Source organism: Mycobacterium sp. OAE908, assembly GCF_017872775.1.
Classification (GTDB): Bacteria; Actinomycetota; Actinomycetes; order Mycobacteriales; family Mycobacteriaceae; genus Mycobacterium.
This window is the reverse complement of the sequence record NZ_JAGGJL010000001.1, coordinates 3373631-3389860: the sequence shown is the minus strand read 5'-3', so window position 1 is coordinate 3389860 and position 16230 is coordinate 3373631. Positions and strand designations below refer to the sequence as shown.

The window sequence follows — 16230 nt, the reverse complement described above, 5'->3', positions numbered from 1 at the left end:
TGTTGGCGTGCAGACACGCACGTCCCCTACTGGCGTGTGGGCCCACGGCGTAGTTGGGTGTCAGCGGAAGTCGCGGCTTTTCGAGCTGACTTTCATGGACAGCTTTCCTAGCCGATCGGCGACGACGGTGACCGCGCCGGTGGCGTTCTGCACCTGACCGCGGACCAGTAGCGCCGACGCCGTCTGCGCCAGCCTGCGGTGTCGCGCCCAAACCCCAGGCGCGCAAAGCACATTCACCATCCCGGTCTCGTCCTCGAGATTGATGAACGTGACGCCCTGCGCGGTCGCGGGCCGCTGTCGATGCGTCACCGCACCCGCGACCAGCACGCGGGTGCCGTCCGGCACCGACAACAACTGATCGGCGGGCACCACGCCGATGGCCTCGAGATCTTCGCGCAGGAACTGCGTGGGATAGCTGTCCGGTGAGATGCCGGTGGCCCACACGTCGGCGGCGGCCAGCTCCAGCTCGGTCATGCCGGGCAGCGACGGGATATGCGACGACGCCCCAACCCCCGGCAGCCGGTCCGGCCGCTGCGTGGCCGCCGCGCCCGCGGCCCACAACCCCTCGCGGCGGGTGACCCCGAAGCAGCCAAGCGCTCCCGCGGTGGCCAACGCCTCGGTCTGCGGCACCGACAGCTGGATGCGTCCGGTCAGGTCGAGCAGAGAAGCATACGGGCCGTTGGCTTTTCGCTCGTCGACGATCTGTTCGGCCAACTCGTCGCCGATGTGGCGGACGCTACCGAGGCCCAGCCGCACCTCCAAGCCCGCATTCTCCAGCGTGGCGTAGGAGAGGCTCGCGTTGACGTCTGGCCCGTGCACCGTCACCCCGTGTCGTCGGGCGTCAGCCACCAGCGACTGCGGGGAGTAGAAGCCCATCGGCTGCGCCCGCAGCAGCGCCGCACAGAACGCCGCCGGATGGTGCAACTTGAACCACGACGAGTAGAACACCAGCGACGCGAAGCTCAATGAATGGCTTTCCGGGAAGCCGAAATTGGCAAAGGCTTCCAGCTTCTCGTAGATCCGGTCGGCCACCTCGCCAGTGATGCCGTGCCGCTCACGCATGCCGTCGTAGAACCGGCCGCGCAGTCGTCGCATCCGTTCGGTGGAACGCTTGGATCCCATGGCCCGGCGCAACTGGTCGGCCTCGGCGGCTGAGAAGCCGGCACAGTCGACCGCGAGTTGCATCAACTGCTCCTGAAACAGCGGCACCCCCAACGTTTTTCGCAGTGCCGATTCCATCGAAGGATGGTCGTAGGTGACGGGCTCTTCCCCGTTGCGGCGCTTGATGTACGGGTGCACCGACCCGCCTTGGATCGGTCCTGGCCGGATCAGCGCGACCTCGACCACCAGGTCGTAGAACACTCGCGGCTTCAGCCTCGGCAGCGTGGCCATCTGCGCGCGCGACTCCACCTGAAACACCCCGACGGAGTCGGCTTTCTGCAGCATCTCGTACACCGCAGGCTCGGAGAGGTCCAGTTTCGCGAGGTCGACGTCGATGCCCGTGTGTTCGGCGACCAGATCGATGCAGTAGTGCAGCGCCGAGAGCATGCCAAGGCCCAGCATGTCGAACTTCACCAAACCGATTGCCGCACAGTCGTCCTTGTCCCATTGCAGGACGCTGCGGTTCTCCATCCGCGCCCATTCGACCGGGCACACGTCGGCGATCGGCCGGTCGCAGATCACCATGCCGCCGGAATGGATGCCCATGTGCCGGGGCAGGTTCGAAATCTGCATCGCGAGGTCGATCACGGCTTCCGGGATGTCCTCGACGTGCGGCGCTTCGGCCAGGTTTCCCCACTGGCCGATCTGCTTGCTCCACGCGTCCTGCTGGCCCTGCGAGAACCCCAGCGCTCGCGCCATGTCGCGCACCGCGCTGCGGCCTCGGTAGGTGATGACGTTGGCGACCTGCGCGGCGTAGTCACGACCGTAGCGGTCGTAGACGTACTGAATTGCCTTCTCGCGCAAGTCGGATTCGATGTCGATGTCGATGTCGGGCGGACCGTCGCGCGCCGGGGACAGGAACCGTTCGAACAGCAACTCGTTGGCGACCGGGTCGACGTTGGTGACGCCGAGCGCATAGCAGACCGCGGAGTTGGCCGCCGACCCGCGACCCTGGGCCAGGATGCCGTTGTCGCGGCAGAACCGCGTGATGTCGTGTACGACCAGAAAGTAGCCCGGAAAGGTCAGCTGCTCAATGATTTTCAGCTCGTGCTCGATCTGTGCATACGCCCGCGGCGCCCGCTCCGGCGGACCGTATCGCCCGCGGGCGCCCTCCATCACCAGCTGCCGCAACCAGCTGTCCTCGGTGTGCCCTTCGGGGACGTCGAACGGTGGCAGCTGCGGGGCGATCAGCGCCAGCCCGAACGCGCACTGCTCGCCGAGGTCGGCCGCAGCCGTGACCACCTCGGGGCAGTGTGCGAACAGTCGCGCCATCTCCTCCCCCGATCGCAGGTGCGAGCCGCCCAGTGGCGCAAGGTATCCCGCCGCCTCATCCATCGAATTTCGGGCCCGGATCGCACCCATCGCCATGGCGAGCCGGCCCCGCGACGGCGCGGCGAAGTGCGCGGCGGTGGTGGCCACCATGCCGACACCGAATCGCGGCGCAAGGTCGGCAAGCGCCGCATTGCGCTCGTCGTCGAGGGGATGGCCGTGGTGAGTGAGCTCGACGCTGACCCGGTCGGCGCCGAACCGGTCAACCAGATCGGCAAGGGCTCGGCCGGCTGCCTCCGGGCCGCCCTCGCAAAGCGCTTGGCGGACATGGCCTTTGCGGCAGCCTGTCAGGATGTGCCAGTGTCCACCTGCCGCCTCGGTCAGCGCGTCGTAGTCGTAGCGCAGCTTGCCCTTCTCCCCGCCCGCCAGATGCGCCGTCGCCAGCTGTCGCGACAACCGCCGATAGCCTTCCGGCCCGCGGGCGAGCACCAGCAGGTGCGGTCCCGGCGGATCGGGATCCTCGGTGCGGTCGCCACCGCCAAGTGACAACTCGGCGCCGAACACCGTCTGCATCTGGAGTTCCTTGGCCGCTTCGGCGAACCGCACCACCCCGTAGAGCCCGTCGTGGTCGGTCAGCGCGATGGCCCGCAGATCGAGGCGGGCTGCCTCCTCGACGAGTTCCTCGGGCGTGCTCGCGCCGTCGAGGAAGCTGTACGCCGAATGCGCATGCAGTTCGGCATACGGCGTCGACGAAGCCGGCCGGTCGACCTCGAGCGGCTCGTAGTCCCCCCGCTTACGCGACCAGGCCGGGCTGTCGCCGCCGTCGCCCACCTGCTCGTCGATGGGCCAGCCGGCACGGCGCGGCTTGCCGTTGAGCACCCGCTCCATCTCGGTCCAGCTCGGCGGCCCGGTATGCCAGCCCATGCCGCCAGCATAATCGAACGCATGTTCGATGGCGAGCCACGATGACTTTCGGGCCCGATTCCGGTCAACACTAGAAAGCAGACCACTCCCGATAGCCCTGGAGGAATCGTGACTGAAAAGACGGCAACCGCCTTGCCCCCGGTGGTCGACCACGACACCTGGCGCGCCGCCCTCGACGAGCTACGCCGACGCGAGAAGGCAGCCACCCGCGAGCTGGACGCGATTGCCGCGCAGCGCCGTCGCCTGCCCATGGTCGAGATGCCGGACTACACACTGATCGGCAAGGATGGACCCGTCCGGCTGGCCGACGTCTTCGACGGACGCGCGCAGCTCATCGTCTACAACCACATGTGGGAGGACGGCGCCGAGTGGCAGTGCGGTGGGTGCACCGGCTTCACTTCGCAGTTCACCAGGCTCGAGTTCCTCGACAACTACGACGCGCGCTTCGTCATCGTCACCAACGGACCCATCGAAGAAGCCCTCGCATACAAGGAACGCGTGGGCAACAAGATGGACTGGTACTCCTCGTCGGAGAGTTCGTTCGGCGCCGACGTCGATGCGCCGCCAGGAGGCGGATTCGCGGTGAATGTCTTTCTGCGTGACGGCGAAAGGGTGTATCGCACCTGGCACACCAATGGTCGCGGCACCGAACAGCTCAGCCACAGCTTCGCGCTGATCGACATCCTTCCGTGGGGCCGGCAAGAGGAATGGCAGGACTCGCCCGACGGTTGGCCGCAATCGCCGACCTACTCCAAGTGGTCGGACTCCCCCGACATCGCCCGCGCCTACGGACCCAACGGCGGCACCCGCTGACCTTACGGAATGTCGTGCTTGCCGAGTTCGTCGCGCGGCACGACCATCATCGGAGTATCCAACACCCGCAGCATCTTGGCGGCGGTCGAGCCCAGGAAGAGGCGCTTTGGCGCGCTCAGCCGACTTGAACCGACCATGATGAGGTCGCCGTCGTGCCAGTCGAGTTTACGCACCGCCTCCTCGACGGTCGCCCCTTCCACGGCCGTCGCGGTCACCGGAAACCCTTCCGGCAGCGAGCTTTTCGCGGTTTCCAAAACCTGCTGCGCGTGCGCCATCGCGCGCTCACGGACCGCTTCCTCGTCGCCGCGCAACTGGCCGAATACCGGATCGAGCGCCACCAGCGAAACCAACCGCAGCGGTGTACCGGCCGCCTTGCTGAACTGAACGGCCTTCTCCAACAACAGATCCGCGCCCTGACGCTGCCCGAGTGCACAGGTGACTTCACGGACCCGATCGATCTTCGTGTCACGGGTGCCGCGTGCGGCTACCACGACGGGCACGGGCGCCGAGTGCAACAGTTCGTTGACCACGGAGCCCAGCGAATAACTGCCCGCCAGTCCACCGCCTGAGCCACCGACAACGATGAGGTCGGCCTCGAGTCGCGCGGTTTCCCGAATCAACCCGTCGGCGAAAGAGTCATCGAAGCTCACGTGGCTGTGCGCGGTGAGGTCGTCGGGCACCGATGCCAGCGCCTCGGTCAACCATTTCTCGGCCTGCTCGCCCAGCTTCGCCTCGTAGTCCCGCGCGCCCGTGAGCGTCGGCAGAGCCCGATCCGCAGGCAGGACGATGCACGCCTCGATCTCGGCATCGAGCGTCCTGGCAAGCCGTGCGCCAAGGGCCATCGCGTCAGCGCCGCCCGGTGTGGCCAGATAAGCAACGACCAGCTTCATGGGACACATCCTGTCAACTCCCGGCAGCCGGTTAGGTCACTTTGGCGAGGACCCGCAATTAGTCGAGGTATTCGGCGGTGCCGTCCTCGAGCACCAGGCGCGCGTTGGACCCGTCGGGGTTGGCCGCCTCGGTGCGGAACACCGCATGCCCCGGGTCGGTCCGCCAGATCGACGTGGTGAGCGTCTCGCCTGGGAACACCGGTGAGGTGAAGCGAGCACCGACCTGTCGGACCTTGGTGGCGTCGCCGCCGCCGAGCTCGCCGACCAGCGCGCGCCCGGCGACCCCATATGTGCAGAGCCCGTGCAGGATTGGCTTGGGAAAGCCGGCGAGGTTCTGCGCGAACCATGGATCGCTGTGCAGCGGATTGCGGTCGCCGGACAACCGGTAAATCAGCGCCTGGTCTTCACGCGTCGGCAGTGCGACGCGCGCGTCCGGTTCCCGCTCGGGGATCTCCGGCGCGACGGGACGCTGCCCCGGCTGACCCCCGAACCCACCCTCGCCGCGGATCACGGCCGTCGTCAAAGTCTCGGTGACCACCTCGGAGGTGGCCGGATCGGTGCCCGTCGCCTTCAACATGACGATCGCGTTCTTGCCCTCGCCCTTGTCCTGAATATCGGCGACTTCGGCGACGACGCTGAGCTTGCCCGCCGGTGGTAGCGGTTTGAACAACCGGATCTCCTGCGAACCGTGCAGCAGCATCGCGAAGTTGAAGGAGCCGATCTTGGCTGCCGCGGCGAACGGCAGGCAGGCGATGACCGCGTAGGTGGGCAGCACCTGCTGCGGGATGTCGTGACTGTTTTCCGTGGTGAACGCTAGATCGTCGACCCCCGCGCCGACGCCGAGCGCGTAGAGCAGCGTGTCGCGGTCGGTCCATTCGAAGACGGTCGGGTCGGTCTTGGCGCCTACGGCGGTGGGGTCAATCGGCATAGTCGGACGATATCGGGTCGGTCGAGGACCACGTCACACCTTGTTGACCTTCGCCTGGTAACGGGCGACCATGGCTCGCATGCGTTATGTCGTTACCGGCGGTACCGGGTTTATTGGTCGCCGAGTCGTGTCCGAGATCCTGGCCCGCAGCCACGACGCGGAGGTGTGCGTGCTGGTCCGGCGGAATTCGCTGGGACGGTTCGAACGGCTCGCCACCGAATGGGGTTCCCGGGCCAAGCCGCTGGTCGGTGATCTGACGGCAGCCGATCTGGGGCTTACCGACGAGGCGATCACCGAGTTGGGCGCCGTCGACCACGTCGTGCATTGTGCGGCGATATACGACATCACCGCTGACGACGTCAGTCAGCGGGCCGCCAATGTCGAGGGCACCCGGGCGGTCATCGACCTGTGCCGCCGACTGGATGCAACGCTGCATCACGTCTCGTCGATTGCCGTCGCAGGCACCTACCGCGGCGAGTTCACCGAAGACGACTTCGATGTGGCCCAGGAGCTACCGACGCCGTATCACCAGACGAAGTTCGAGGCAGAGTCGTTGGTCCGGTCCACGCCGGGGCTTCGCTACCGGGTGTACCGACCCGCCGTCGTGGTGGGTGACTCACGCACCGGCGAAATGGACAAGATCGACGGCCCGTACTACTTCTTCGGCCTGTTGGCGAAGCTCGCCGTGCTGCCCAGCTTTACCCCGATGGTGTTGCCCGACACCGGGCGCACCAACATCGTCCCCGTCGACTATGTGGTGGACGCTTTGGTTGAGCTGATGCACACCGACGGCCGAGTCGGGCAGACCTTTCATCTCACGGCCCCGAAAACCATTGGGCTGCGCGGCATTTACCGCGGGGTTGCCGAAGCGGCGGGACTGCCGCCGCTGCGGGGCTCACTGCCTGGCGCGACCGCGACACCCTTCCTGCGCGTCAGCGGACGGGCGAAGATCCTGCGCAACATGGCCGCCACGCAACTCGGCATCCCGGGTGAGATCCTCGACGTCGTCGACCTGGTGCCGACGTTCGCGACGACGAACACGGTAGAAGCGTTGCGCGGCACAGGGATAACGGTGCCGGAGTTCGCATCGTACGCGCCGAAGTTGTGGCGGTACTGGGCCGACCACCTTGACCCCGACCGCGCCCGCCGCGACGATCCTGCCGGGCCGTTGGTCGACAAGCATGTGATCATCACCGGCGCATCAAGTGGTATCGGCCGCGCCTCGGCGATCGCGGTCGCCGAGCGCGGCGGATGCGTATTCGCGTTGGCGCGCAACGCCGAAGCACTCGACGGGCTGATTGCCGAGATCCGGGCCGCGGGCGGGCGGGCCTATGCCTTCACGTGCGACGTCACGGATTCGACGTCGGTCGAGCACACGGTCAAAGACATCCTCGGCCAGTTCGGCCACGTCGACTATCTGGTCAACAATGCGGGCAGGTCGATCCGCCGCTCGATCTCTGCATCCACCGATCGGCTGCACGACTATGAACGCGTGATGGCCGTCAACTACTTCGGTGCGGTCCGCATGGTCCTCGCCCTGCTACCGCATTGGCGTGAACGCCGGTTCGGCCATGTGGTCAACGTGTCCAGCGCCGGCGTGCAGGCCAGCAGCCCGAAATACAGCGCATACATTCCGAGCAAGGCTGCCTTGGACGCATTCGCCGAAGTGGTTGGCACCGAAACACTGTCCGACCACATCACGTTCACGAGCATCCACATGCCGTTGGTGAAGACGCCGATGATCGCGCCGTCGCGCCGACTCAACCCGATGCCTCCGATCACCGCCGAGCATGCGGCGGCCATGGTGGTGCGGGGTCTCGTCGAGAAACCAGCGCGCATCGACACGCCGGTCGGAACGCTCGCCGATGTAGGGATGTATTTCACGCCGAAGCTGTCGCGGCGCGTGCTGCACCAGCTGTACCTCGGCTACCCCGATTCGCCTGCGGCCCGCGGACAGGACACCGAACGGGTTCAACAGCGCACACCGCGGCGGCCCAAGCGCCCGAAGCCGGCGGTCACGGCGTTGCGCGTGCCGCGAACCGTCAAGCGGGCGGTGCGGCTGGTGCCGGGCGTGCACTGGTAAGTGGCCGGCTCTATCGTTGGCGACGTGACTGCGCTGCCCGTCTTCGTCGACGTCGACACCGGCGTCGACGACGCGATGGCTCTGGTGTATTTGTTCGCAAGCGACGACGCCGAGGTCGTCGGCATCGCTTCGACTGCGGGAAACGTTCCGGTGCAACAGGTTTGCGAGAACAACCTGGCATTGCTCGAGATGTGCCGGATCGCGGGCGTGCCGGTGTCCAAGGGATCCGAGCAGCCGATCAGCGCTCCGCTTCGCACAGCTGAGGACACGCACGGCCCGCAGGGCATGGGCTACGCGACGCTGCCGTCGACGGATCGGGAACTCACTGCGTACGACGCAGCCGAAGCGTGGGTGCGGGCGGCACGCGCCTACCCCGGTGAGTTGGTGGCCATCGCGACCGGCCCGCTGACCAACTTGGCGCTGGCACTGCGCATCGAACCCGCGCTGCCCAAGCTGTTGCGGCGATTGGTGATCATGGGCGGCGCATTCGACTACCGCGGCAACACCACGCCCGTTGCCGAATGGAACATCAGCGTCGACCCGGAGGCTGCCGCCGAAGTGTTCGCGGTGTGGGGACTTCACCCACCCGAACACCTTCCGATCGTGCTGGGCCTGAACCTGACTGAGCACATCGCGATGACGCCTGCGCTGTTGTCCCGGCTAGCGACAGCGGCGGAGTCGTCGTCGACGCCGATGAGCGTGCTCGATGACCGCGGCACCAGGTCGGTGGCGTCCAACCCGCTGATCGCGGTGCTGGAGGACGCGATGCGGTTCTACTTCGAGTTCCACTTCGATCAGGGCGAGGGCTACCTGGCGCACCTGCATGACCCGCTGGCCGCGGCGGTGGCGCTTGACCCCGATCTGGTCCAGTGTCGGCCTGCCGCGATCGATGTCGAGTTGACGGGAACGCTCACTCGCGGCATGACCATCGCCGACTGGAGCAAGCACTGGGGACGAGAACCCAACGCGCTCATCGGAGTTGGCGTCGACCCGGCGGCCTTCTTCGACCGGTTCATCGCTCGGGTAGGGACCTTCGCGCAGCGCCTGGGTTAACCCTTCCCACGCCGAAACTGCGGGGAGATCGCGGATTTCGTCGAAATCTCGATCTCGCCGCAGTTTCGCGGTGCTCAGTCGGGCTCAGTCGTCGGTGACGACCAGCTTCACGTCGATGTTGCCGCGAGTGGCGTTGGAATAAGGGCACACCTGATGCGCCTTTTCCGCCAACTGCTGGGCGGCGTCATGGTCAAGGTTGGGCAACGTCACCTCGAGTTCGACCGCGAGACCGAAGCCGCCGTTGTCGAGCTGGCCGAGCGAAACCCGCGCCCCTACAGCCGAATCCGATACGTCAGCCTTGTCCTGGCGGCCGACCAGTCGCAGCGCCGAGTGGTAGCAGGCGGCGTAGCCGACGGCGAAAAGCTGCTCGGGATTGGTGCCGTTGCCGCTGCCGCCCATCTCTTTGGGAATGGCGAGGTCGAGATCGAGCTTGCCGTCCGAGGTGCGGCCATGGCCATCGCGTCCTTCGCCGGTGGCCAGCGCTTCGGCGGTGTAGAGGGTCTTCATGCGGATTCCTTTCGTTGCGATGCGTTGAGCGCATCGGTGAGGTGACGGACCGCATCGCGCAGGTCCGCGGCTTCTTGTTCGGTCATTCCGGTCGAGCCGAACAGCTGCTCGGGGATGCACTGGGCTTTGCGCTCGAGGCGACGGCCGGCCGGGGTCAGCGTGACGTCGACGAGGCGCTCGTCGTCCTGCGAGCGTTCGCGGCGGACAAACCCGTTGGCCTCCAACCGCTTCAGCAGCGGCGACAGGGTTCCCGAGTCGAGCTGCAGCCGCTCGCCGAGCCGCCCGACGGTGACACGTTCGTCTTCCCACAGCACCAGCAGCACGAGGTATTGCGGATACGTGAGGTTCAGCTCGGTCAGGATCGGCCGGTACGCGGCCGTCATCGCCCGCGACGCCGAATAGAGGGCGAAGCACAGCTGGCGATCAACGCTCATCGTGGCCATGCGCAGAACTGTAGCGCACAATTCAGTTGTGCACAACTAATCTAAGATCTACTCGTAGATCCCCTCGACGTACCACCGCCGCTGCCGATAGCACAGCAGCAGGGCTTGCGGCCGCTGATCACCGTTGACCAGCACCTGCGCCCGCGCGGTCCGGCCGGCCTTGGCCTGCTCGGGATCCCACCACCGCTCGTCTACCGGCCATGGCCCCGCCCACCAGGAGAGCTTGCTGTCCCTCCCCGGCGAGGCCAGCCGCGACGGGTCGGCGGAGAACAGCCCGCGACCAGTCACCCGCACCGGGTTGCCGTCGGCGTCGAGCAATTCGACCGGATCGTCGAGCAGCACCGTCGGTGACGGCTCCGGCAGCTGACCTGGCCACGGCTGACCCGGATCCCGCGGCACCAGCTCATCGCCAAGCGGGGCGAACGTGATGCGTTCGGCCGGCCCGCGACCGCCGCTGAGCACCGGCACCTGTACGGCTTCGGGCCCAAGTAGGCCCTGCACCCGCACCAGCGCGCGGCGAGCGCGTAGCCGGTCCTCCTCACCGATACCTCCCCACAACGGCAGCTGCAACGCCTCGGCCGACACCACCTCAACCGGCCGCAGCCGGATCAGCGTCACCGGAGCGGTCGGCCGGTCGTTCGGATTGCGTTTGTTCAGCCAGCCGTCCAGCTGCCAGCGCACCCGGTCGGCGGTGGCGTCTTCGGTCAGCGGTTCGGCGCACCGCCAAACACGTTCCAGCTCTTGGCCATTGGCGGTGACGGCGTGGATCGCCAGCCGGGTGCATCCGACCCCGGCCGCCTCGAGGCTGCGATGCAGCGAGCTTGCCAGCGACCGGCCTGCGAACGCGGCGGCATCGACACGGTCGATCGGCGGATCACAGCTCATCACCGCGTCGAGTTCTGTCGGGGGCTCCTTACCTGATGGCCCGCGGGTCGGCTCGCCACGGGCGAACCGGTGCGCGGCGACAGCGTCGGCGCCGAACCGGGACGCCACATCGCTGCGGGTAAGCGCGGCGAACTGACCAATATTGCGAATGCCCATGCGCCACAACAGGTCTGCTAGGTCCTCGCGGCCGGGCGCGGCCAGGCTGGGCTCGGTGGCCAGCTGCCGGATCGACAGCGCGGACAGGAACAGCGCGTCCTTGCCGGGTGCGATGATCCTGCCCGCCCGCGCAGCGAAGACGGCGGTGGCCAACTGGTCGGCGACGCCGACCTGACATTCGGCCCCCGCCGCCGCCACCGCATCGACCAATAGCTCAGCGGCTGCCTCTTCAGATCCGAAGTAGCGGGCCGCACCGCGCACGGACAACACCAGCAGGCCGGGCCGCAGCACCTCGGCCCGCGGCACCAGGTCGTCGACGGCTGCCGTCACGACTTCGAAATGGCGGGCATCGCGCGCGGGATCTGCCGTGACGACGTGCAGTTCCGGGCACCGCGCCTGAGATTCCCTGCGGCGCAGGCCTCGTCGCACGCCAGCCGCACGCGCTGACGCCGAACACGCGATCACCCGGTTGGCCAGGGTGACCGCCGCCGGCGTCGTGGGAGGAAGGTCGGCGGCAGCCAACGCGGCGACCGCCGGCCAGTCCATGCACCACACGGCCAGCACTCTTGAGGTAGATCCGGAAGACACTCATCCGCCTACTGCCCGAACGGCCCCTCCGAAGGACCGACCCCTGGCCCGCATGGCCAGCCGCACCTTGCTGATCCGGCCGATCCCCGGGCGGCCGGGGCCAGTGACCTCGTAGCCGCAGACCCTGGCCTCCAGCCGGGTGGACGCCCCTTGCCAGTCGCCACCGGTGACCAGCAGGGTGCATCCCTTCTGCCGCGCCCTGGCCACCACCGCCCGCGCCCGGCCCGCAGGCACCAACCGGCCACCAAGGCCGAGCACCACCAAGTCCATGCCATCCATCAGCACCGCGGCCACCTCGACCGGATCGGCGCCGGGTTCGGGGATGACCGCGATCCTGCTCAGGTCCGCGCCCATCTCGACGGCCGCCAGCAGTCCGACATCCGGCTGGCCGACGATCGCGGCGTGCCCACCTTCCGCCGTCACCGCCGCCACCATGCTCAACGACAGGGACCGAGCGCCCGACAGCACCGCCACCGTGCCCCGCGGCAACGGCGCAGGTAGCAGTTCGGACAGCGATTCGGGCACCGGCAGCAAAGATTCAGCGTCCGGTAGCGGGTCGATCGACGAAGCAGCGCCGCGGCGCCCGTCGCCCACCTTCCCAGACACCGCCGCGATCTTGCGACGCAGGTGTTCTACCTGCTCAGCGCGGTTGACGCGGCGCTGCTCCAGGTCCATTGCCACTGTCACAGCAGCACCTCCTGCATCATCAGAATCATCCTATTTTCGAATGTATGTTCGATGCCTCGAGTAAACACCCACCCACCGACACCGTCAAGCGACGATCAGATGCCGACCCAGTCCACGACGAAACGGTGCGTGGGGTCAGCCGGGTCCACCGCGCACGTCAACTGAAGGCCGATGGCGAGGTTGGGCACCTGGGACACCGGCACCGCCTGAACGGCTTGGCCAGTCATCGGTGCCAGGTGCGGAAAGTGCAGTTCGACCTCGAGCATGTAGTGCGGAGCATCAATGAGTTCGGGTCTGCTGGCAGTCCTGCCAAGACTGCGCGCCGTCGTTCCGGTAGGAGCGAACGATTTCAACACCGCCGGTACGCGCTGACCGGTCGCCAGTAAGTCTGCCGCGGATATGACCGGATTCCCGAAGACTGTCTTGAGTTGGTCCGCAATGTCGCCGGACGGCGGCGAACCCGACCATCCTGTCTGCGGCGACCAACTCGACTGGTTGAAACTGACCACGGGCGGCGCATTGAAAACTGTTTGCATCGAAGCGGATCCCGCCTCCGGCGGTCGACTGAGATCGATCCGCACGCGTTGCGGATTGCCGGCATCAACCTGCACCGCGACCGTCCTGCCGACATGGATGGCGTCGAGCGTCCGCGGACGGAAATTCTGCCGAGCCGTCGCTTCGTAGGGTTCGCGACCCGGGACTTCCACGCTCAGACGTATTCGACACACGACCCGCTGGGCACCCTGAACCGCGTCACCCACGGCCCCACGGGTTTTCACTCCCAAGACCCGCGCGGTTCCAGTCAGCGCCTGGCCACGAATCTTGGTTTGCCTCGATCCGATGAACGTCATCCAAAGGCCCCATGCGATAACTCCCGCAATTACTGCGATCAGCCCTACGGCCAACCACGGCGTGTTGTCGGACTTGATCTGGAATGCCAGGTAGACCTCATTCATTGCAACAGTCTGCGCCGCTGAGAAGGTCAGCGGCATCGGGGAACCTTCCCTACATTTAGCGATACCACTGGTCAGGGGCCGCATAAGTTCCCATTGATCGATGGTGACATTGACAAATGTCATCATTCGGTGCTGTACTCCAGCGATGCTCAATGATGAGCGCGGATCGCTCCGTTCCCGCGGCGCCGCAGCAGTCAGCAGCCTGACCCTCCGGCAGATCGCCGCCGTGATTCCCTCCGAACCGGCATGGGGCATCTGGCTGTCTCGCCAGATCATCGCCCGCGTGATGGACACGTTCGGGCCGTCGCTCACCGGCACCCACGTCATCCCCGTCGACACCAGGACCTCCGATGGCCGCCGCGTCGTCGGCGAATGGGTCTACGGCGCCGGGGTGCCGCACGGTCCTGCCGATGCCGCAATCTATTTCGTTCACGGCAGCGGCTATGCCCTGTGCTCGCCACGGACACATCGACGGCTGGCCTCGTGGCTCTCCCGCCTGACCGGAATCCCGGTATTCAGCATCGACTACCGCCTGGCGCCCAAGTACCGATTCCCCACTGCCGCAGACGATGTCCGCTCCGGGTGGGACTGGCTGACCGGTGACTATGGGATTTCGCCCGAATGCACCATCGTGGCCGGCGACTCCGCAGGCGGGCATCTGTCGGTCGACCTGCTCCTGCAACCCGACGTCGTCCACCCGGCGGGCGCGGTATTGCTCTCCCCCGCGATCGACCTGACGTTCACCCTCGCCCGCACCCGCGAACGACTGCGCAGCGATCCGGCCGTCCGCTCTCGCGACGCCATCCGTCTCATCGAGTTGTACTGCGCGGACATCGATTCCAGCCATCCCCGGCTGAAGCTCGACGTCGCGGCCGGGCGCATCCTTCCGCCGACGCTGATCCAGGCCGGCGGAGCCGAGATGCTGGCCGCTGACGCGATCGCGCTAGCCGACCACATCCGCTCCGCAGGCGGACAGTGCGAACTGCAGATCTGGCCCGACCAGGTGCACGTCTTCCAGGCGCTCCCGCGAATCAGCCCGGAGGCCCGCCCGGCCATGCGCCATATCGCGGGTTTCATCGCACATGCATTGCGCCACAACCAAAAAGACAAGGCCGCGGGGTGATCCGCATGGGACTGTTCGGAACTTCGAAGAAGCGCAGCCACGATGCCGCCGCTGTCATCACCGGAGCGGGCAGCGGCATCGGCGCTGCGTTCGCGACAGAACTGGCGAGCCGCGGCGGTCGCGTCGTCTGCAGCGACATCGATGAAGAAGCAGCCCGTACAACGGCCGACGCGATCATCGCCGACGGCGGAAGCGCACTGGCCACCAAATGCGACGTAACCCAGGTCGACGAAGTGCAACGTCTAGCCGCTGATGCGCAGGACTGGTTCGGCGGGCCGCCGACGCTCGTCATCAACAACGCCGGCGTCGGCGCGGGCGGCACGGCGATCGGTGAAACCAGCCTCGATGACTGGAACTGGGTGCTGAGCATCAACCTGTGGGGTCCGATCAACGGCTGTCATGTATTCACGCCGATTCTGCGGGAAGCGCGCTATGGCGGCATCATCAACGTGGCATCGGCCGCGGCGTTCGGTGCCGCACCCGGCATGGCCGCCTACAACGTCAGCAAGGCAGGCGTGCTTTCGCTGTCCGAGACGCTTGCCGCCGAACTGTCCGGCACCGGGGTGAATGTCACCGTGCTCTGCCCGACGTTCGTCAAGACGAATATCGTCGAATCCGGCCGCATCACAGCACAATCCAGCCAACTCGCCGATCGGCTGATGCGCTGGACGGGCTTCTCGTCCGAACGCGTGGCCCGGATGTGCCTGGACACCAACGACCGCGGCGGCCTGTACTGCATGCCGCAACCCGATGCCCGGATCGGCTGGGGCATCAAGCGTTTCACTCCGACGGTGTACACCCGCGCCGCCGGCCTCGCCAACCGCGTGACGACGTAGGAGGACGCGATGATCGACATGGATGCCATGCTGGCCAAGATCAAGGACCGCCAATGGGCGCTGGCCGACATCGACTGGGATGCACCGGGTGCCGAGATGATCTCCGACGAGCAGCGCCCCCAGTTGAAGGCCTTCATGGCCGACCTGTGCTGGATCGAGAACATCGGCGCGCGGGGTTTCGCCGCGCTGGCCAAGAAGGCGCCGACGCCCACCATCGCCGAGATCTATCGCTACTTCCACGCCGAGGAGCAACGGCACGCCAATGCCGAACTGGCACTGATGAAGCGGTGGGGCATGCTCTCCGACGGTGAAGTGCCCGAGCCGAACGTCAACATCCGGTTGGCCATCGACTGGTTGGACCGCTGGGCCGACGACATGCCGCTGTCGTTGCTCGGCACGGTGATCCCGATGCTGGAGGTCGCCCTTGACGGCGCGTTGCTGAAGTTCCTTCTCGACGAAGTGCACGATCCCGTGTGCCATCAGGTCTTCGAGAAGATCAACAACGACGAGTCCCGGCACCTCGTCGTCGATTTCGAGGTGCTCGACATGATCGGGCACGCCAAGATCCGGCGGATGTTGATCGACTTCGTCGGCCACAACGCGACTCCCGGTCTCATCATCGGCGCGATCATGGGCGCACCGCTGATCAACCGGATCCGCAACGAGATCACGGCCATGGGCATGGAACCCGAGCGGCTTTACCGGGCCGTCAAGCGGTTCAAGGAGCTGGGTGATCGGGGCCAATACACCAGTCGCGTACCGACATACCGGTTCCTGAGGCGTTACGCAGGCGTGGTCACCAACCCGCGTCACCCGTACCACCTGCTGGCGAATTCGATGGTCTGGCTCTCCGACCGTTATCCGAGGCCGCTGCTGCCCTCAGTACCGAGCTGGGTCAAAGAGGTCACCCACGAGCCGGCGGCCTGAC

Annotated in this window: 14 protein-coding genes; 6 read left to right on the top strand and 8 right to left on the bottom strand. The window is 66.6% G+C overall.

Annotation, left to right across the window (positions count from 1 at the left end):
• Positions 1 to 60: 60 nt before the first annotated feature.
• Positions 61 to 3354, bottom strand: coding sequence for an error-prone DNA polymerase (locus J3E61_RS16650; protein WP_210084285.1), 3294 nt, complete (start codon positions 3352 to 3354; stop codon positions 61 to 63).
• Between the two features lie 108 nt (positions 3355 to 3462).
• Between J3E61_RS16650 and J3E61_RS16645 the strand changes: the two genes are divergently transcribed.
• The gene (locus tag J3E61_RS16645) at positions 3463 to 4167 is read left to right on the top strand and encodes a DUF899 family protein (RefSeq protein ID WP_210084284.1); all 705 of its coding nucleotides are present in this window, start codon (positions 3463 to 3465) and stop codon (positions 4165 to 4167) included.
• Between the two features lie 2 nt (positions 4168 to 4169).
• Here the strand turns inward: J3E61_RS16645 and J3E61_RS16640 are convergent, their stop codons facing one another.
• Together J3E61_RS16640 and J3E61_RS16635 are read right to left on the bottom strand one after the other, a co-directional pair.
• On the bottom strand, positions 4170 to 5057 hold the full coding sequence (locus J3E61_RS16640; RefSeq protein WP_210084283.1) for a universal stress protein: 888 nt from the start codon (positions 5055 to 5057) through the stop codon (positions 4170 to 4172).
• Between the two features lie 58 nt (positions 5058 to 5115).
• A complete protein-coding gene (locus J3E61_RS16635) occupies positions 5116 to 5985 on the bottom strand; it encodes a MaoC family dehydratase N-terminal domain-containing protein (protein WP_192721901.1) in 870 nt (289 codons plus the stop codon).
• Positions 5986 to 6064: 79 nt separating this feature from the next.
• On the opposite strand from J3E61_RS16635, the gene J3E61_RS16630 reads away from it, so the two are divergent.
• Complete coding sequence (locus J3E61_RS16630) at positions 6065 to 8068, top strand: SDR family oxidoreductase (protein ID WP_210084282.1); 2004 nt, start codon at positions 6065 to 6067, stop codon at positions 8066 to 8068.
• Positions 8069 to 9121, top strand: a complete 1053-nt coding sequence (locus J3E61_RS16625) for a nucleoside hydrolase (RefSeq protein ID WP_210084281.1) — start codon at positions 8069 to 8071, stop codon at positions 9119 to 9121.
• A gap of 84 nt (positions 9122 to 9205) precedes the next feature.
• Here J3E61_RS16625 and J3E61_RS16620 read toward each other — a convergent pair whose 3' ends face one another.
• From J3E61_RS16620 to J3E61_RS16600, 5 genes are all read right to left on the bottom strand, one after another.
• Positions 9206 to 9628, bottom strand: coding sequence for an Ohr family peroxiredoxin (locus tag J3E61_RS16620; protein WP_192721903.1), 423 nt, complete (start codon positions 9626 to 9628; stop codon positions 9206 to 9208).
• Positions 9625 to 10071, bottom strand: coding sequence for a MarR family transcriptional regulator (locus J3E61_RS16615; RefSeq protein ID WP_210084280.1), 447 nt, complete (start codon positions 10069 to 10071; stop codon positions 9625 to 9627). The genes J3E61_RS16620 and J3E61_RS16615 overlap by 4 nt, the downstream gene beginning before the upstream one ends.
• 48 nt (positions 10072 to 10119) lie before the next feature.
• Positions 10120 to 11658 (bottom strand): DNA polymerase Y family protein, encoded by a 1539-nt coding sequence (locus tag J3E61_RS16610; RefSeq protein WP_210084279.1) that lies wholly within the window; start codon positions 11656 to 11658, stop codon positions 10120 to 10122.
• Between the two features lie 42 nt (positions 11659 to 11700).
• The gene (locus J3E61_RS16605; protein WP_210085592.1) at positions 11701 to 12375 is read right to left on the bottom strand and encodes a hypothetical protein; all 675 of its coding nucleotides are present in this window, start codon (positions 12373 to 12375) and stop codon (positions 11701 to 11703) included.
• A 107-nt stretch (positions 12376 to 12482) separates the two neighbouring features.
• The gene (locus J3E61_RS16600) at positions 12483 to 13469 is read right to left on the bottom strand and encodes a hypothetical protein (protein ID WP_210084278.1); all 987 of its coding nucleotides are present in this window, start codon (positions 13467 to 13469) and stop codon (positions 12483 to 12485) included.
• Between the two features lie 19 nt (positions 13470 to 13488).
• Between J3E61_RS16600 and J3E61_RS16595 the strand changes: the two genes are divergently transcribed.
• Genes J3E61_RS16595 through J3E61_RS16585 form a run of 3 tightly spaced genes read left to right on the top strand, consistent with a single transcriptional unit; the run spans position 13489 to position 16229 of the window.
• Complete coding sequence (locus J3E61_RS16595; RefSeq protein WP_192721907.1) at positions 13489 to 14466, top strand: alpha/beta hydrolase fold domain-containing protein; 978 nt, start codon at positions 13489 to 13491, stop codon at positions 14464 to 14466.
• Positions 14467 to 14471: 5 nt separating this feature from the next.
• On the top strand, positions 14472 to 15302 hold the full coding sequence (locus J3E61_RS16590) for an SDR family NAD(P)-dependent oxidoreductase (protein ID WP_210084277.1): 831 nt from the start codon (positions 14472 to 14474) through the stop codon (positions 15300 to 15302).
• Positions 15303 to 15311: 9 nt separating this feature from the next.
• The gene (locus J3E61_RS16585) at positions 15312 to 16229 is read left to right on the top strand and encodes a ferritin-like domain-containing protein (protein ID WP_210084276.1); all 918 of its coding nucleotides are present in this window, start codon (positions 15312 to 15314) and stop codon (positions 16227 to 16229) included.
• Position 16230: the final 1 nt, after the last annotated feature.

Excerpts from the sequence above, each read along its gene's own strand:
- J3E61_RS16650 (WP_210084285.1), bottom strand. The coding sequence starts at position 3,354 with ATGGGCTGGCATACCGGGCCGCCGAGCTGGACCGAGATGGAGCGGGTG.
- J3E61_RS16640 (WP_210084283.1), bottom strand. The coding sequence starts at position 5,057 with ATGAAGCTGGTCGTTGCTTATCTGGCCACACCGGGCGGCGCTGACGCG.
- J3E61_RS16635 (WP_192721901.1), bottom strand. The coding sequence starts at position 5,985 with ATGCCGATTGACCCCACCGCCGTAGGCGCCAAGACCGACCCGACCGTC.
- J3E61_RS16630 (WP_210084282.1), top strand. The coding sequence starts at position 6,065 with ATGCGTTATGTCGTTACCGGCGGTACCGGGTTTATTGGTCGCCGAGTC.
- J3E61_RS16620 (WP_192721903.1), bottom strand. The coding sequence starts at position 9,628 with ATGAAGACCCTCTACACCGCCGAAGCGCTGGCCACCGGCGAAGGACGC.
- J3E61_RS16615 (WP_210084280.1), bottom strand. The coding sequence starts at position 10,071 with ATGGCCACGATGAGCGTTGATCGCCAGCTGTGCTTCGCCCTCTATTCG.
- J3E61_RS16610 (WP_210084279.1), bottom strand. The coding sequence starts at position 11,658 with ATGGACTGGCCGGCGGTCGCCGCGTTGGCTGCCGCCGACCTTCCTCCC.
- J3E61_RS16605 (WP_210085592.1), bottom strand. The coding sequence starts at position 12,375 with ATGGACCTGGAGCAGCGCCGCGTCAACCGCGCTGAGCAGGTAGAACAC.
- J3E61_RS16600 (WP_210084278.1), bottom strand. The coding sequence starts at position 13,469 with ATGATGACATTTGTCAATGTCACCATCGATCAATGGGAACTTATGCGG.
- J3E61_RS16595 (WP_192721907.1), top strand. The coding sequence starts at position 13,489 with ATGCTCAATGATGAGCGCGGATCGCTCCGTTCCCGCGGCGCCGCAGCA.
- J3E61_RS16590 (WP_210084277.1), top strand. The coding sequence starts at position 14,472 with ATGGGACTGTTCGGAACTTCGAAGAAGCGCAGCCACGATGCCGCCGCT.
- J3E61_RS16585 (WP_210084276.1), top strand. The coding sequence starts at position 15,312 with ATGATCGACATGGATGCCATGCTGGCCAAGATCAAGGACCGCCAATGG.